Genomic DNA, 14,071 nt, shown 5'->3' on the forward strand with positions numbered 1-14,071 from the left:
TGTTTGCGGATCAGTCGGCGACGCGGCTGCGCGCCGGATCAGAGAGCGAGGCCCCGGCCCTTGCCGGTGTGGCGGGCCCGCCGGGTACCTGATCGGGTTAACTGATTGTTCAAGCGGATGACCGAGGGTTTTCGCTGGGGCGTCCGTCCCGGCCTGCGCGCGCCGTTCCGGCGCGATCCCATGATCGAGCCCGACCGGAGAGGTAGATGCGGCAGTTGATTGCGAGCTTCCTGAAGAATCAGGCTGGCGCGACCTCGATCGAATACGCCATCATTGCCGGTGGATTGAGCATCGTGATCCTGGCGGCCGTGAATGGCCTGGGCTCGGGGCTGAGCAGCAAGTTCACCGCGATCAACACCTCGATCAAGTAGCCGGCCGGTCACGCCGCCGCGCGATCAGGTCAGCGCGGCGATCATCGCCGTCCGACACGTCACAGGCGTCGTGCTCCCCACGACGCCTGCCGCATTTCGCCCCATCCCTCGCGACGCGCCGCTCGTCTCCACGAACGAAGCTTCCGGCGGGGGCATCGCCGGAAGCTCGTCGAGCGGTCAGAGGTTCAACGGCCCAGCTTCAAAAGTTGCGCTGGGCGCGCAGCAGCATGCTCACCGTGTCCTGGTCCTTGAGCTGGTAGGTCGCGGCCGGCTTGGCCGTGCTCGTGACGGCCGGAGCAATGGCCGTGCCCGAGAATTTCTGGTCGAGGTGGCTGTAGGTCACGTCGGCCGAGAAGGTCAGGCCCTTGACCGGCGTCCATCGGGTGATGAGGCCGATCTGACCGAGATTGAAGTCGGGATTGCAGGTCGAGCCCGCCGTGAGCATGCCAGTGGCGGCAATGCCGGCGCAGACGAGAGCCGAGCCCGTCTGACCATACTTCACCTGGGCATAGGCGCCATACAGCGCCGTATTCCAGCGCGGATCCCAATTGTGGGTGAAGGCGCCGCGCATGCCCCAGGTCTGCACGGTCGACAGGCCCGTGCCGGTGCCGAACACCGCGTCGCCGACGCCGGCGAAGCCGATGCTCTGATAGGCGCCGGCCACGCCCGTGCTGCCGTACATCGAATAGGTCGTGTTGGCGAGGCTCTGGAAGTTGTAGCGGCTCGCGCCGTCGGTGTAGACCGCCTGCAGGTTGACGACGTCGCCCGGACCGGTGGGGATATTCTTGATGGACAGCGCCAGTTGCGCGGCCCAGCCCCATTTGTCGGAGGGGTGACCCGAGGTCTCGGCCGCACCGTAATAGGCGGCATGATTGTCATGCGCGGCGAACGATGCCTGGAAGAGGCCCCAGGCCTGGTCGACGCGAACCATGCCGATGATGTCGGGCGCGACGGTGCCGCCGAAGGCGCTCGAGCCGTAGTTGCCACCGAGCACGCCGGCCGCGGTGATGCCGGAGGTGTTCCAGATGTTGGTGGTGAAGAACTGCGTCTGGTCTTCCAGCGAGATCGCGGCGGTGATGCCCTGGCCGAAATCGGCGGTGTAGGTGAACTGGTTGACGCCGTTGTTGGAGCCGCTGCCGCCGACCAGGCCGTCGAAATTGTTGCCGGGATAATTGGTCCAGGGCGCGTCGAAGGTCGACACGGCCTTGCCCATCGTGAAGCCGGCGAACTGGATGAAGGCGTAGTAGACGCCGACGATGCCGCCCGAGATGGCGTCGCCGGTGTAGGACGTCGCGCCGGCGCCGGTGCCGCCGTAGGCGCCCGAGGTCCAGTTCAGCACGGTTTCGAAGTAGGTGCGCACCACGCCATATTCGGTCGCGGTGCGTGTATCGATGTTCAGATCCTGGCGCGAACGGGTCTGATAGCGATTGCTCAGGCGGTTGTCGGCGCCGGCCTGCCCCGAATAGGCGCCACCATAGTTGCTGTTGGTCCACAGCGCGGTCTCGGCACGCAGATAGCCGCCGAGCTTGATGCAGGTGTCGGTGCCGGGAATGTAGTAGAAGCCCGTGCCGTAGAGCGAGCACACCTTCACATATTCGACGGCCTTGGCCTTCAGCGGAAGATCCGCGGCCTGAGCCGCAGCGGCGGACAGTATCACTGCTCCCGTTCCGAGAAGCAGGCCCCTCAACGTCTTCATTTCCGTTTCTCCGGTTGACGGCGATGCACACGGCCCCCCGCGTGTCGCCTCTGGCTTCGCCAGATTGCCGCTCTCACACCTCTGATTCCGACGACGGCTCGATCGGCGCGACCGGCGGAATGGTTGAATGAAGTGTGCATGAGCCAATTTCGATTTGATGAATGTGCTCTGCCTTGTTCGAAGCCCACTCGATCGTCGTTAACACGCTGCTCGCACGCACCAGCATCGACGCAGTGACGCCGCGGTTTTGGCCTCGCGGTGTCGATTTGTTAATGGTGATAATCGTGAATAGGCTAGATGGGAATCCCGAACAATCCCGGGCGCTCAGTGCAAACTGCGCACGTCATTGTGCTTCCGCGGCGCCGTCGGTGACGCGCGAAGATTCTCAGGCCACACGTGAGATATCAACGGCGGTTCGGCTCGACGTGCATCGACGCTCGGTGTGACGTCGCTGCTACCAACCCGCGTGCATCGTAATCCGCCGCGCGCGACATTGCGTCCAGCGTGACGCCGCTGCGCCAGCGCTTGACGAAGTCGAGAAAGACCTGCAGCGGCATCGGCGGTTGCCGGCGGCTCGGATGGTACAGGAACAGTCCGGGCGTCGCGTAGCGCCAGCCGGGCAGCAGCCGCATCAGCCGTCCTTCGGCCAGATGCGACTCGATCATCGGCTCGACCAGATAAGCAACGCCGATGCCGTCGAGCGCGGCATTCAGCGCGAGATCGAAGTCGTTGACGATAAGAGAGCCGTCCACGGCAATCTCGGTGCGCTCGCCGCCCTTTTCGAAGATCCAGGGCTGCAGCGTATCGTCGGCAGGGACCCGATGCCGGATGCAGTTATGGGCCTGGAGATCCTCGGGAACGGCCGGCGCGGGATGCGCCGCGAGATAGCCGGGGGCAGCAACCGCAACGAAGCTGCACTCGTCGAACACGCGGATGACCTTCATGTCGCGCTCCACCCGGTGTCCGGATCTGATGCCGGCATCAAAGCGATTGCGCACGATGTCACTGTTGGTGTCGTCGACAGCCAGTTCGATATGGATGTCCGGGTATTCGGCCAGGAACGACCTGATCAGGGGCCCGAGCCCTCTCACGGCGAACACACGCGATACGGTCAGGCGCAGGGTGCCCATCGGCTTGTCGCGGAACGCGTTGATGCTCTCGATGGCCTGGTCGACCCGTTCGAGAATCGGCTGGATCTCCGCCAGCAGGCGCTCGCCGGCCTCGGTGAGGGCCACGCTGCGCGTCGTCCGGTTGAACAGCCTGACGTCCAGCCGCTCCTCGAGGCTCTTGATGGTCTGGCTGATGGTCGGCAAGGAGCAGCCGAGATGAGCGGCCGCCTTGGTGAAGCTCAACGAATCCGCGACGGCTGCGAAAGCGGAGAGCTCGGACAGCTGAACCCGTGCCATCGCTAGGCGTACTGCGCCCGGCGTTGGTCCGCATCGTGCTGAAACATCCACATCCCCTTGATACGCCGCGTCGTGCGGCTGGGACGACTTCGCCAACGTCGTCCCGACCGATCAGGCACATCCATCTTCCGTCAGGAAGCTGACGCCCGGATCACCATCCCGCGGGGCAGAGCTAGGCGCGACGTGATCATTCCGCAAGCATCCAAGTGATGTCGAAACGATCACGAATCCGCGCCTGATCGCCGGATCGCCATCGCCGGATCGACTTACCTGACCAACGCAGATATTTCCTGCGCCAATCGGAATGCGGTGGCGCCACACGCGGTGGCGAACCCGCGGCAACACTCGGAACTCGCCGCCGAGCGATCGTGATGCACAGGATCGGTACGCCGTGCGAAGGTTCGGAGGTCGCTCTCAACTGGCCTTGCGCGAGCGTGCGGTGGTCCGCGCGGTCTTGTCCGACTTCTTCGGCTCCTCGGCTTTCTTCGGCTCGTCCTTGGCCTTCTTGCCGCTGATCGGCAGCAGCATCTCGCGCTGGCCTTCGACGCGCTTCTTCGGCTTCTTGGCCTTGGCCTTCGGCGCGGGGGCGGCCGCGGCGGGCGCCTTGTCACCCTCGCCGGCAAGGCTGCGCTTCAGGGCGTCCATCAGGTTGATGACGTTGCCGCTCGACTTCGGCGCGGTCTTGGCGGCGATCGTCACGCCGCTGCGCTTCTTGTTGATGAGCTCGATCAGCGCGGCCTCGTAGTGATCCTCGAAGGTCTCCGGCTGGAAGTCGGCCGATTTCTTCTCGACGATGTGCTTGGCGAGATCCAGCATGTCGCCGGTGATCTTCACATCCTGGATGTCGTCGAAATACTCGTCCTCGCTGCGCACCTCGTAGGGGTAGCGCAGCAGCGTTCCCATCAGGCCCTTGCCGAGCGGCTCCAGCGCGATGATGTGCTCGCGGTTGGTCAGCACGACACGGCCGATCGCGACCTTGTCCATGCTGCGGATGGTCTCGCGAATGACCGCGAAGGCATCATGGCCGACCTTGCCGTCGGGCACGAGGTAATAGGGGCGGATCAGATAGCGGCTGTCGATGTCGGTGCGCGGCACGAACTCGTCGATCTCGATCGTGTGCGTCGATTCCAGCGCGATGTCGTCGAGCTCGTCCTTGGTGACCTCGATGTAGGTGTCGGTGTCGACCTTGTAGCCCTTGACGATGTCGTCGCTGGCGACCTCCTCGCCGGTCTCGGCATCGACCCTGCTGTATTTGATGCGGTGGCCGGTCTTGCGGTTGATCTGGTTGAAGGAGACCTTCTCGGACTCGGACGTCGCCGGATAGAGCGCGACCGGACAGGTCACGAGCGACAGGCGCAGAAAACCCTTCCAATTGGCGCGCGGGGCCATTCCTCAACTCCACTCAACTGCAAACTGACGGGCGTGCTCCCCCGGGACCGGGCTGCTGCGGACATAGTTGTCGCCAGCTGCCGCGAGGATAACACCGCAGGCCCCGGATTCAACAAGCGTAGCTGCAGATTCTGAGAGCGGCGTTAACTGGTCGCAGCCGTGTCCGTCCCGGAACATCATCTGGCGGTCGACGTTGCCAACGGGAGCAACTGAGGGAGCGCGATACCGCGCTCGATATCGAACAGCAGCGAGCTGAGGGCGCCATGGCAACAAGACGAGGGTCGCAGATCGTCGAAACTCCAACCGAAGCGCGGCAGGGCGAGCCCGGCCCGTCGGTCCTCGCGATGCTGGCCATCTCCACGGGGCTGGCACTGCTGGTCCTGGGCCTCGTGTGGTTCGTGTTCTTCCACACCTGAGAGGCACATCGCGAGGTCGGCCGGCTGCGTGACGCCGCGGCCGACGCCCTTCGCCTGGTCACGAAATCCAGCCCGGCCATTCCCATGGCCGGGCTTTTCATCGTGGTGTCCCGGAGCTTATATCCGCCCCAATTCTGTCGGCCCCTGCCGGCGGTCCCGATCGAGATGACCAAAAAGTAACCTGGTCGCTCGGGTTCCGTTCATGCACGGTTCACGGCCTTCCGGTTCATCTTGAGGGCGGAAATCGTGCAGTTCAGCTTTGGAGGCAAGCGTGCGTCTGCTCGTTGTCGAGGACGATCCGGATCTCAACCGTCAGCTCACCACGGCCCTGAGCGACGCCGGCTACGTCGTGGACCGTGCGTTCGATGGGGAGGAAGGGCACTATCTGGGAGACAGCGAGCCCTATGACGCTGTCGTGCTGGACATCGGCCTGCCCAAGATGGACGGCATCTCGGTGCTGGAGGCGTGGCGCCGCAATGGCCGGGCGATGCCGGTCCTGATTCTCACCGCGCGCGACCGTTGGAGCGACAAGGTCCAGGGCTTCGACGCCGGCGCCGACGACTACGTTGCCAAGCCCTTCCACCTCGAAGAGGTGCTGGCGCGCATCCGCGCGTTGCTGCGCCGCTCGGCCGGCCACGCCCAGAGCGAGCTGACCTGCGGGCCGGTCACCCTGGACACCCGCACCGGCAAGGTCAGCGTGTCGGGCAACCCCGTCAAGATGACCTCACATGAATACCGCCTGCTGTCCTATCTGATGCATCATTCCGGCCGCGTCGTCTCGCGCAGCGAGCTGGTCGAGCATCTCTACGACCAGGACTTCGACCGCGACTCGAACACCATCGAGGTGTTCGTCGGCCGCATCAGGAAGAAGCTCGACTGCGACGTCATCCAGACCGTGCGCGGCCTCGGCTATCTGCTGACCCCGCCGCCGGCCGCAGGCGCCTGATCCGTTTCCGGAGCCAGCCATTCGCGGTGGCCGGGCGCCGGCCGTTTCGCTAGTTTGCGGTCATGCGCCAGAGCTCACTTGCCACCCGGTTGTTCCTGTCCGCGACCGCGTGGCTCGTGGTCATTCTCGCCATCACCGGCATCGTGCTGTCCTCGGTGTATCGCAACGCGACCGAGCGCGCCTTCGATCGCCGGCTCAATCTCTATCTGCGCACCCTGATCGCCGAGGTCGCCACCCCTGACGATCCGCCGGACCGCCAATTCCAGTCATTGGGCGAGCCGTTGTTCGAGCTGCCGCTGTCCGGCTGGTACTGGCAGATCACCCGTACCGACGCCGAGAAGCCGGAGGTACGGGCCTCGCGCTCGCTGTGGGACAAGAAGCTGCCCAAGCTGGAGGAGCAGGGGATCGAGCTGACGGCGGCCGGGATCCGGATCGGCTATGTCGAGGGGCCGGAGAACCAGGACCTGCGCATGGTCGAGCGCCCGGTGGATCTCGGCTCCGACGGCAAGTTCCTGGTCAGCGTCGCAGGCGATGCCTCGGAGATCTTCGACGAGACCCGCAGCTTCGACTACTACCTCGGCGGCACCTTCACCGCGCTCGGGATCGTGCTGCTGCTCACGACCATCTTCCAGGTCCGCTATGGCCTCGCGCCGCTGAAACGCATCTCCGAATCGATCGCCGACATCCGGTCCGGGCGCGCCGAGCGGCTGGAAGGGGAGTTCCCGGTGGAGATCGCGCCGCTGGCCCGCGAGACCAATGCCCTGATCGATGCCAATCGCGAGATCGTCGAGCGGGCGCGCACGCATGTCGGCAATCTCGCCCATGCCATCAAGACGCCGCTCTCGGTCATCGTGAATGAAGCGGCGACCCATGCGGCGGACCCGTTCGCCGCCAAGGTGATGGAGCAGGCGGACGTCATGCGCGACCAGGTCGCCCACCACCTCGAGCGGGCGCGGATCGCTGCGCGCGTCACCATCGTGTCCACCGTGACGGAGGTGGCGCCGGCCATCGAGGCGCTGCGCCGCACCATGGAAAAGATCTACCGCGACCGCGGCATCGTGGTCGAGGCGACCGCCGATCCCGCCGCGAGGTTTCGCGGCGAGCGCCAGGATCTGGAGGAGATGGTCGGCAATCTGGTCGACAATGCCTGCAAATGGGCGACGTCGCGGGTCTCGGTCGAGCTCACCGTGGAGCGGCCGGCCCAGTCCGGGGCCTCGCCGATGCTGCGGATCGTGGTCGATGACGATGGCCGCGGCCTCTCGGCCGCCGAGCGTGCCCAGGTGCTGCGGCGCGGCCAGCGGCTGGACGAATCCAAGCCGGGGTCGGGGCTCGGGCTGTCGATCGTCACCGATCTGGCCGCGCTCTATGGCGGCCGCCTGACCCTGGGCGATGCCCCGACCGGGGGACTGCGGGCGGAGCTGAGATTGCCCGGCGTTTGACGGGGCGGCGAATTTCGCCATCCTAAAGGTGTTCTTAATACCGCGGACCGTATGGTCCGGGCAGGGGTGCGCGATGTGCGCTCTCGCCGTGGAAATTTGCACGCCGGCGCATGGGTCAGACAGCTCACGAGCGGTTAAGGGAATATCTCGGGCAGCTGCCGCCGAACGCGCAGTCGCTCCTGATGCGCGAATTCGAGCGCGCCATCGAGCGTGGCCAGGACGTCGCCGTGGCGACCCTGGTGCTCGAGCAGTTGCGCAAGGTGGTGCGGCCCGTCGCGCCGCCGGCTCCCGCTCCAACATTGGATCCCGTGCGTCCCCAACCCGCCATCGAGGTCGCTCGTCCGCCGGCCCGCGAGGAGCGCCGCCAGAGTGGCGATGGCCCGCGTCGGCTGTTCCGGCCGCTCGACCCGTTCCTCACCGATTCCACCGGTCCTCTCCGTCCCGGCCAGATCCGCCGTGCCTCGCTGTTGCCGGTCTGGCAGTGGCTCGGCCGCGAAGGCGCGCCGGAGCGCTACGCCGAATTCGAGGCCGCGATGTCGGTCGCCGGCGACAGTTCGCGCGAGGTCGAGATGGCCGCACGCAAGCTGCAGCGCGCCGCCGCCGAGGCGCTGTTGAACCTCGTCGGCCCCAACGCGACCGGCGACCGCCAGCGCGCGCTCGCCCGCATCGGCGCACCCAGCGTGATCGAGGATCTGCTGCCGATCGGGCTGGTGCTGCAGAATCGCGAGGCGCTCGACGGCCTCAACGGCCGGCTGCCCGGCATCATCCGCGTGCTCGGCGATTCGCAGATTGCCTCCGTCACCGAAGCCATCAACGTGCCGTCACTGCAGACGCCCTCGATGCTGCCGTTCGCACTGTCGCTGGTGATGCAGCGGCTCGCCGCGCCCTGGCAGATCATCCGGCTCGCCACCAAGATCGCGGCATCGGACGATGAGATCCGCGTGGCGGCGACCCCGTTCGGCGTCGCCGTCACCATCGCGCTCAACGATCTCGCCGGCCTCGCCTCGGTGCTGCGCGCCGACATCCGGCGCGGTCATTTCTCCAATCTCGGCGATACGCTGAAGACGCTGCATGACGGCGTTCGCGGCCTGCGCACCGAGCTCGACCTGCGCTCGGAATCGAACTGGGGCAAGCAGCTCACGGCGATCCGCGCCGACATCTCCAATGCCCTGCAATCGGAGATCGACAGCGTGCCGGGCCGCGTCCGCCGCATCCTGCGCCAGCGCGCCGACAAGGACATTCCGGCCGGCGCCGGCGTCGACGGCGGCGAGGTCGAGGAGGTGGCGGCGCTGATCGAGTTCGTCGCGGTCTGCCGCAACTATGCCAGCGAGCTCGCGATCAACGAGGTGACGCTGCGGACCTATTCCGATCTGCAGCAATATGTCGAGAAGGCCACCGAAGCGTTGGTGCAGTCGCTGCGCTCGGGCGACGCGCGGGCGCGCGCCTATCGGCAGTCGCAGGTGTCGGCGGCGATCCGCTTCTGTCACGTCCTGTTCGGCAACGACTACGCCCAATTGATGAGCAGGGCGGCCGAGAACGCGATGAACGGCGAGCGAAAATCCTCGCGCGCCGGTTGAGATTTTCTGCTAGTCTGTCCACGTTTTGATTTTTGCAATTTCAGGTTGACCCCGCCCCGGGGCCACGCATAGGTTCCCGCCAGGTTCCATCCGTTTTCATCAAGACCATGATTTCCGTTATCAACTTCGTCGAGGTCGAGAACCGCGTCGTGCGCGCGACCTATCGCAACCTCATGATCAAGGCCAAGGTCGTGCTCGTCGACAAGACGAGCGGGGCGCCACTCCCCGATCCCGTCACCACCATCGCCTCTCCGGTCCCGGTCGGGTCGCTGCGGATCAGGCTCACCGACCATGTCCGGCCGGGGACCTATTTCCTGGTGGCCCTGAACGGGCACGGCAGCTATCTCGCCAAGAGCGCCGAGTTCGAGGTCCCCTAATTACGTAATTGTCCTGAGTTTTTCGGCTCGGACGGCTGGGCTACCACGGCGGCAAATGTGAATTGCCGCCGGGAACGGTGCTGGTTAAAAGCGGCGCGAGGCGCGCCTGCCGGTAGGCGCTGACTGGAACCCTGTCCGATGACTCTCTGGTTCGTGTTCGCCGTGATGACGGCCGCGGCGATCTTCGCCGTCCTGCTGCCGCTCGGGCTGGGCGCGCGGGCCGCGTCGGACGGGCGCGAGGTCGCCGTCTACAAGGACCAGCTGGCGGAGATCGAGCGCGACGTCGAAACCGGGCTGATCGGCAAGGTCGAGGCGGAAGCCGCGCGGGTCGAGATCAGCCGCCGCCTTCTGGCCGCGGCCGACCAGGAGGATGAGGCTGCGGTGAAGCCGAGCCTCGGTCTGCGCCGCGCGTCGGCGGTGCTGGCGCTGATCGGCGTGCCGATCGTGGCGCTCGCGGTCTACCTCCCGCTCGGCTCGCCGCAACTGCCGGATTTCCCGCTCACCGCCCGCGCGGCGCCCAACGGGACGCAGCCGCTGGAAACGCTGGTGGCGCAGGTCGAGCAGCACCTGCAGAAGAACCCGACCGACGGCCGCGGCTGGACCGTGCTCGCCCCGGTGCTGGCGCGGCTCGGCCGCACCGATGACGCGATTCGGGCCTATCGCAACATGATCACCTATGCCGGCGACGGTGCGGCCAAGCGCGCCGATCTCGGCGAGATGATCACCGCGGCCGCCGGCGGCGTCGTCACCGCCGAGGCCAAGGCGGAGTTCGAGCGCGCCCATGCGCTCGAGGCCGACGAGCCGAAGTCGAACTACTATCTCGGCCTCTCTGCCGAGCAGGACGGCCGCAAGGACGAGGCGAGCGCGATCTGGCGGGCGATGCTGGGCAAGGCGCCCGCGGATGCGCCATGGCGGCCGCTGGTGACGGCGGCGCTGGCCCGCGTCGGCGGCGGCGAGGTGCCGGCGCTGCCGAGCGAGACGATCGCCGCGGCCAAGGACATGAGCGCAGGCGATCGCGAGACGATGATCCGCGGCATGGTCGACCGGCTGGCGGCGCGGCTGAAGCAGAATGGCGACGACGTCGAGGGCTGGCTGCGCCTGGTGCGCGCCTATGTCGTGATGGGCGATCTCGACAAGGCCAAGGGGGCGCTGTCGGAGGCGCGGCAGGCGGTGTCCGGCGATGCCGAGCGGTTGCGGCAGCTCAACGAGGGTGTGAAGACTTTCGGCTTGGATGGATGAGCGGCGCTTCCGCCGCCAACGGGATCAAGGGATGACACGCAAGCAGAGGCGTTTGACGATCATCGGCGGGGCGCTGTTCGTGCTCGCGGTCGCGGCCGGGCTGGTGCTGAATGCGCTGCGCGACTCCATCGTGTTCTTCTCGACACCGACCATGGTGGCGGAAAAGCATATCGGCCCGGGCAAGCGCTTCCGGCTCGGCGGCCTGGTGCAGCCGGGCTCGCTGAAGAAGGGCGACGATCTCGCCGTGACGTTCGAAGTGGCCGATGGCGGCGCCAAGCTGCCGGTCGCCTACAAGGGCATTCTGCCGGATCTGTTCCGCGAAGGGCAGGGCGTCGTCGCCGAGGGCGCGCTCGATGCCGCCGGCGTGTTCAAGGCCGACACCGTGCTCGCCAAGCATGACGAGACCTACATGCCGAAGGAAGTCGCCGATGCCCTGAAGAAGCAGGGCCATTGGAAGGACGATTACGGCAAACCCGGCGCGGCGGCCAAGCCAGCCGGCGCAGCCACGCCAGCCGGCGCAGCCACGCCAAGCCCGGTGTCGATGCGCGAAGGCGCCGAGAAGACGGCTGCAGGAGCGACGCAGTGATTGCAGAGAGCGGACATTATGCCCTGGTGCTGGCGCTCGCGCTGGCGCTGATCCAGTCCACCGTGCCGATGCTCGGCGCGCATCAACGTGACGTCGCGCTGATGAATGTCGGCCGCTCGGCGGCGCTGGCGCAATTGCTGTTCGCCGGTCTCTCCTTCATCGCGCTGGTCACCCTGCACGTGACCTCGGACTTCTCGGTCGCCAACGTGTTCGAGAACTCGCACTCGATGAAGCCGCTGCTTTACAAGATCACCGGCGTCTGGGGCAACCACGAAGGCTCGATGCTGCTGTGGGTGTCGATCCTGGCGCTGTTCGGCGCCATGGTCGCGATGTTCGGCAACAACCTGCCGCTGTCCTTGCGCGCCCGCGTGCTCGCGGTGCAGGCCTGGGTGGCGACCGCGTTCTATCTGTTCATCCTGACCACGTCGAATCCGTTCGCCCGCCTCGCCAACCCGCCGATCGAGGGCCGCGACCTCAATCCCGTCTTGCAGGACATCGGCCTCGCGGTGCACCCGCCGATGCTCTATCTCGGCTATGTCGGCTTCTCGATCTCGTTCTCGTTCGCGATCGCGGCCCTGCTCGAAGGCCGCATCGATGCCGCCTGGGCGCGCTGGGTGCGGCCGTGGACCCTGATGGCCTGGATCTTCCTGACGCTCGGCATCGCCATGGGCTCGTACTGGGCCTATTACGAGCTCGGCTGGGGCGGCTGGTGGTTCTGGGACCCGGTCGAGAACGCCTCGCTGATGCCCTGGCTCGCCGGCACCGCGCTGCTGCACTCCGCCGTCGTCATGGAGAAGCGCAACGCGCTCAAGGTCTGGACCATCCTGCTGTCGATCCTGACCTTCTCGCTGTCGCTGCTCGGCACCTTCCTGGTGCGCTCCGGCGTCATCACCTCGGTCCATGCCTTCGCCAGCGATCCGACCCGCGGCGTGTTCATCCTCGGCATCCTCGTGCTGTTCATCGGCGGCAGCCTCACGCTGTTCGCCGGCCGCGCCACCGCGCTGAAGCAGGGCGGGCTGTTCGCGCCGATCTCGCGCGAGGGCGCGCTGGTCTTGAACAATCTGCTGCTCACCGTGTCCTGCGCCACCGTGCTGTTCGGCACGCTCTATCCGGTGATCATGGAGGCGCTCGACTTCAAGCTCTCGGTCGGCGCGCCGTTCTACAACATCACCTTCGGCCCCTTGTTCGCGCTGCTCTTGCTGATGGTGCCGTTCGGCCCGATGCTGGCGTGGAAGCGCGGCGACCTCGTCGCGGCGACGCAGCGGCTGCTCGCGGCCGGCGTCACGGCGCTGGTGGCGATCGCGATCGTCTGGGCCTGGGCGCGCGGGGGCAGCGCGCTGGCGCCGCTCGGCATCGGCCTCGGCGTGTTCGTCATCACCGGCTCGGTCGTCGATCTGGTCGAGCGCACCGGCGTGGCCCGCGTGCCGTTCAAGACCGCGCTGCACCGGACGGCCGGCCTGCCGCGCTCGGTGTGGGGCACCGCCTTCGCCCATGCCGGCCTCGGCGTCGCGCTGCTCGGCATCGTCTGCGAGACCACCTGGAACAGCGAGCTGATCTCGACCTTGCGTCCCGGCGACGTCCGCAATCTCGCCGGCTACCAGATCAAGTTCGACGGCATGAGCCAGCGCCAGGGCCCGAACTTCAGCGAGGTCGTCAGCACCTTCGTCATCAGCCAGGACGGCCGGCAGCTCAGCGTCCTGACGCCGAGCAAGCGCAGCTTCGCCACGCGCGGCATGTCGACGACGGAAGCCGCGCTGATGACCCGCGGCGTCAGCCAGCTCTACGTCTCGCTCGGCGATGCCACCCCCGACGGCGGCCTCGCCGTGCGCATCTATCACAAGCCGCTGGTGCTCTTGATCTGGTTCGGTCCGGTGCTGATGGCGTTCGGCGGCCTGCTGTCGCTGTCCGACCGGCGCCTGCGCGTCGGCGCGCCGCGCCCGGCACGTGCCGCGCGCGCGCTGCAGCCGGCGGAGTAGGGCGGATGCGACGCAGTCTCAGCCTCCTCGCGCTCGCGCTGCTGCTGTTGAGCTCGCCGGTGGCGCATGCGGTGCAGCCCGACGAGGTCATGGCCGACACCGCCAAGGAGCAGCGCGCCCGCGCGCTGTCGCGCGAGCTGCGCTGCATGGTCTGCCAGAACCAGTCGATCGACGATTCCGACGCGCCGCTGGCGCGCGACCTGCGCCTCTTGGTGCGCGAGCGGCTCGCGGCCGGTGACAGTGACAATCAGGTGCTGGATTTCCTGGTCGCGCGCTACGGCCAGTTCGTGCTGCTGAAGCCGCGCTTCGAGCGCCAGACTTTGCTGCTGTGGCTGCTGCCGCCGGTGCTGCTGCTCGGCGGCGGCCTGGCGCTGTGGTGGCAGGTGCGCCGCCGCGGGCAGCGCGGCGCGGAGGCCACGCCCAAGCTGACGGCCGAGGAGGAGGCGCGCCTCGCCGCGCTGATGGCCGCCGAGCAGCAGCCGCCGGCGACATGATGATCCGCTAACGCCACGATCCCCTGCCAGTTAGTTACTCCGTCATGCCGGGCTTGACCCGGGGCCGGGTCAAGCCCGGCCATGACGACGGAGAGAGGCGGGCTGAAAGCGCGCGTGGTGCGAAGGCCGGCTGTCGCGAGTAAGAAGCGTGCGCACCAA

General features: G+C 66.9%; 13 protein-coding genes. 10 read left to right on the plus strand and 3 right to left on the minus strand.

All coding sequences use genetic code 11. The features are described from left to right. The first annotated feature begins 206 nt into the window (after nucleotides 1-206). Entirely contained in the window at nucleotides 207-371 is a 165-nt protein-coding gene (locus tag ACQR1X_RS24530) for a Flp family type IVb pilin (RefSeq protein ID WP_315716136.1), read from the plus strand. A 199-nt stretch (nucleotides 372-570) separates the two neighbouring features. On the opposite strand, the gene ACQR1X_RS24535 is transcribed toward ACQR1X_RS24530, so the two are convergent. The 3 genes from ACQR1X_RS24535 to ACQR1X_RS24545 form a co-directional block, all read right to left on the minus strand. After that, nucleotides 571-2,067 carry a porin gene (locus ACQR1X_RS24535; RefSeq protein WP_434899728.1) on the minus strand — a complete coding sequence of 499 codons (1,497 nt, stop codon included), beginning with the start codon at nucleotides 2,065-2,067 and terminating at the stop codon, nucleotides 571-573. 404 nt (nucleotides 2,068-2,471) lie between these two features. Further along, nucleotides 2,472-3,473 (minus strand): LysR family transcriptional regulator, encoded by a 1,002-nt coding sequence (locus ACQR1X_RS24540; RefSeq protein ID WP_315804192.1) that lies wholly within the window; start codon nucleotides 3,471-3,473, stop codon nucleotides 2,472-2,474. Between the two features lie 414 nt (nucleotides 3,474-3,887). Next, nucleotides 3,888-4,862 carry a Ku protein gene (locus tag ACQR1X_RS24545; RefSeq protein WP_315804191.1) on the minus strand — a complete coding sequence of 325 codons (975 nt, stop codon included), beginning with the start codon at nucleotides 4,860-4,862 and terminating at the stop codon, nucleotides 3,888-3,890. Between the two features lie 263 nt (nucleotides 4,863-5,125). Between ACQR1X_RS24545 and ACQR1X_RS24550 the strand changes: the two genes are divergently transcribed. The 9 genes from ACQR1X_RS24550 (at nucleotide 5,126) to ACQR1X_RS24590 (ending at nucleotide 13,912) form a co-directional block, all read left to right on the plus strand. Beyond that, complete coding sequence (locus ACQR1X_RS24550) at nucleotides 5,126-5,278, plus strand: hypothetical protein (protein ID WP_009027687.1); 153 nt, start codon at nucleotides 5,126-5,128, stop codon at nucleotides 5,276-5,278. Nucleotides 5,279-5,549: 271 nt separating this feature from the next. Further along, on the plus strand, nucleotides 5,550-6,224 hold the full coding sequence (locus ACQR1X_RS24555) for a response regulator transcription factor (protein WP_006614547.1): 675 nt from the start codon (nucleotides 5,550-5,552) through the stop codon (nucleotides 6,222-6,224). 62 nt (nucleotides 6,225-6,286) lie between these two features. After that, nucleotides 6,287-7,663: a sensor histidine kinase gene (locus ACQR1X_RS24560; protein ID WP_315804190.1), complete on the plus strand. Its 1,377-nt coding sequence runs from the start codon at nucleotides 6,287-6,289 to the stop codon at nucleotides 7,661-7,663. Between the two features lie 110 nt (nucleotides 7,664-7,773). Then, entirely contained in the window at nucleotides 7,774-9,240 is a 1,467-nt protein-coding gene (locus ACQR1X_RS24565) for a hypothetical protein (RefSeq protein ID WP_434899729.1), read from the plus strand. A gap of 107 nt (nucleotides 9,241-9,347) precedes the next feature. Continuing rightward, the gene (locus ACQR1X_RS24570) at nucleotides 9,348-9,617 is read left to right on the plus strand and encodes a hypothetical protein (RefSeq protein ID WP_315804188.1); all 270 of its coding nucleotides are present in this window, start codon (nucleotides 9,348-9,350) and stop codon (nucleotides 9,615-9,617) included. 138 nt (nucleotides 9,618-9,755) lie between these two features. Continuing rightward, on the plus strand, nucleotides 9,756-10,856 hold the full coding sequence (ccmI, locus tag ACQR1X_RS24575; RefSeq protein WP_315804187.1) for a c-type cytochrome biogenesis protein CcmI: 1,101 nt from the start codon (nucleotides 9,756-9,758) through the stop codon (nucleotides 10,854-10,856). Nucleotides 10,857-10,887: 31 nt separating this feature from the next. Further along, on the plus strand, nucleotides 10,888-11,442 hold the full coding sequence (gene ccmE / locus ACQR1X_RS24580) for a cytochrome c maturation protein CcmE (protein WP_316182607.1): 555 nt from the start codon (nucleotides 10,888-10,890) through the stop codon (nucleotides 11,440-11,442). Beyond that, nucleotides 11,439-13,418 (plus strand): heme lyase CcmF/NrfE family subunit, encoded by a 1,980-nt coding sequence (locus ACQR1X_RS24585; RefSeq protein WP_434899730.1) that lies wholly within the window; start codon nucleotides 11,439-11,441, stop codon nucleotides 13,416-13,418. The genes ccmE and ACQR1X_RS24585 overlap by 4 nt, the downstream gene beginning before the upstream one ends. A 5-nt stretch (nucleotides 13,419-13,423) precedes the next feature. Further along, nucleotides 13,424-13,912 (plus strand): cytochrome c-type biogenesis protein, encoded by a 489-nt coding sequence (locus ACQR1X_RS24590; protein WP_434899731.1) that lies wholly within the window; start codon nucleotides 13,424-13,426, stop codon nucleotides 13,910-13,912. Nucleotides 13,913-14,071: the final 159 nt, after the last annotated feature.

The organism is Bradyrhizobium sp. HKCCYLRH3073, assembly GCF_051167995.1.
GTDB lineage: Bacteria > Pseudomonadota > Alphaproteobacteria > Rhizobiales > Xanthobacteraceae > Bradyrhizobium.

Excerpts from the sequence above, each read along its gene's own strand:
- ACQR1X_RS24530 (WP_315716136.1), top strand. The coding sequence starts at position 207 with ATGCGGCAGTTGATTGCGAGCTTCCTGAAGAATCAGGCTGGCGCGACC.
- ACQR1X_RS24535 (WP_434899728.1), bottom strand. The coding sequence starts at position 2,067 with ATGAAGACGTTGAGGGGCCTGCTTCTCGGAACGGGAGCAGTGATACTG.
- ACQR1X_RS24540 (WP_315804192.1), bottom strand. The coding sequence starts at position 3,473 with ATGGCACGGGTTCAGCTGTCCGAGCTCTCCGCTTTCGCAGCCGTCGCG.
- ACQR1X_RS24545 (WP_315804191.1), bottom strand. The coding sequence starts at position 4,862 with ATGGCCCCGCGCGCCAATTGGAAGGGTTTTCTGCGCCTGTCGCTCGTG.
- ACQR1X_RS24550 (WP_009027687.1), top strand. The coding sequence starts at position 5,126 with ATGGCAACAAGACGAGGGTCGCAGATCGTCGAAACTCCAACCGAAGCG.
- ACQR1X_RS24560 (WP_315804190.1), top strand. The coding sequence starts at position 6,287 with ATGCGCCAGAGCTCACTTGCCACCCGGTTGTTCCTGTCCGCGACCGCG.
- ACQR1X_RS24565 (WP_434899729.1), top strand. The coding sequence starts at position 7,774 with ATGGGTCAGACAGCTCACGAGCGGTTAAGGGAATATCTCGGGCAGCTG.
- ACQR1X_RS24570 (WP_315804188.1), top strand. The coding sequence starts at position 9,348 with ATGATTTCCGTTATCAACTTCGTCGAGGTCGAGAACCGCGTCGTGCGC.
- ccmI (WP_315804187.1), top strand. The coding sequence starts at position 9,756 with ATGACTCTCTGGTTCGTGTTCGCCGTGATGACGGCCGCGGCGATCTTC.
- ccmE (WP_316182607.1), top strand. The coding sequence starts at position 10,888 with ATGACACGCAAGCAGAGGCGTTTGACGATCATCGGCGGGGCGCTGTTC.
- ACQR1X_RS24590 (WP_434899731.1), top strand. The coding sequence starts at position 13,424 with ATGCGACGCAGTCTCAGCCTCCTCGCGCTCGCGCTGCTGCTGTTGAGC.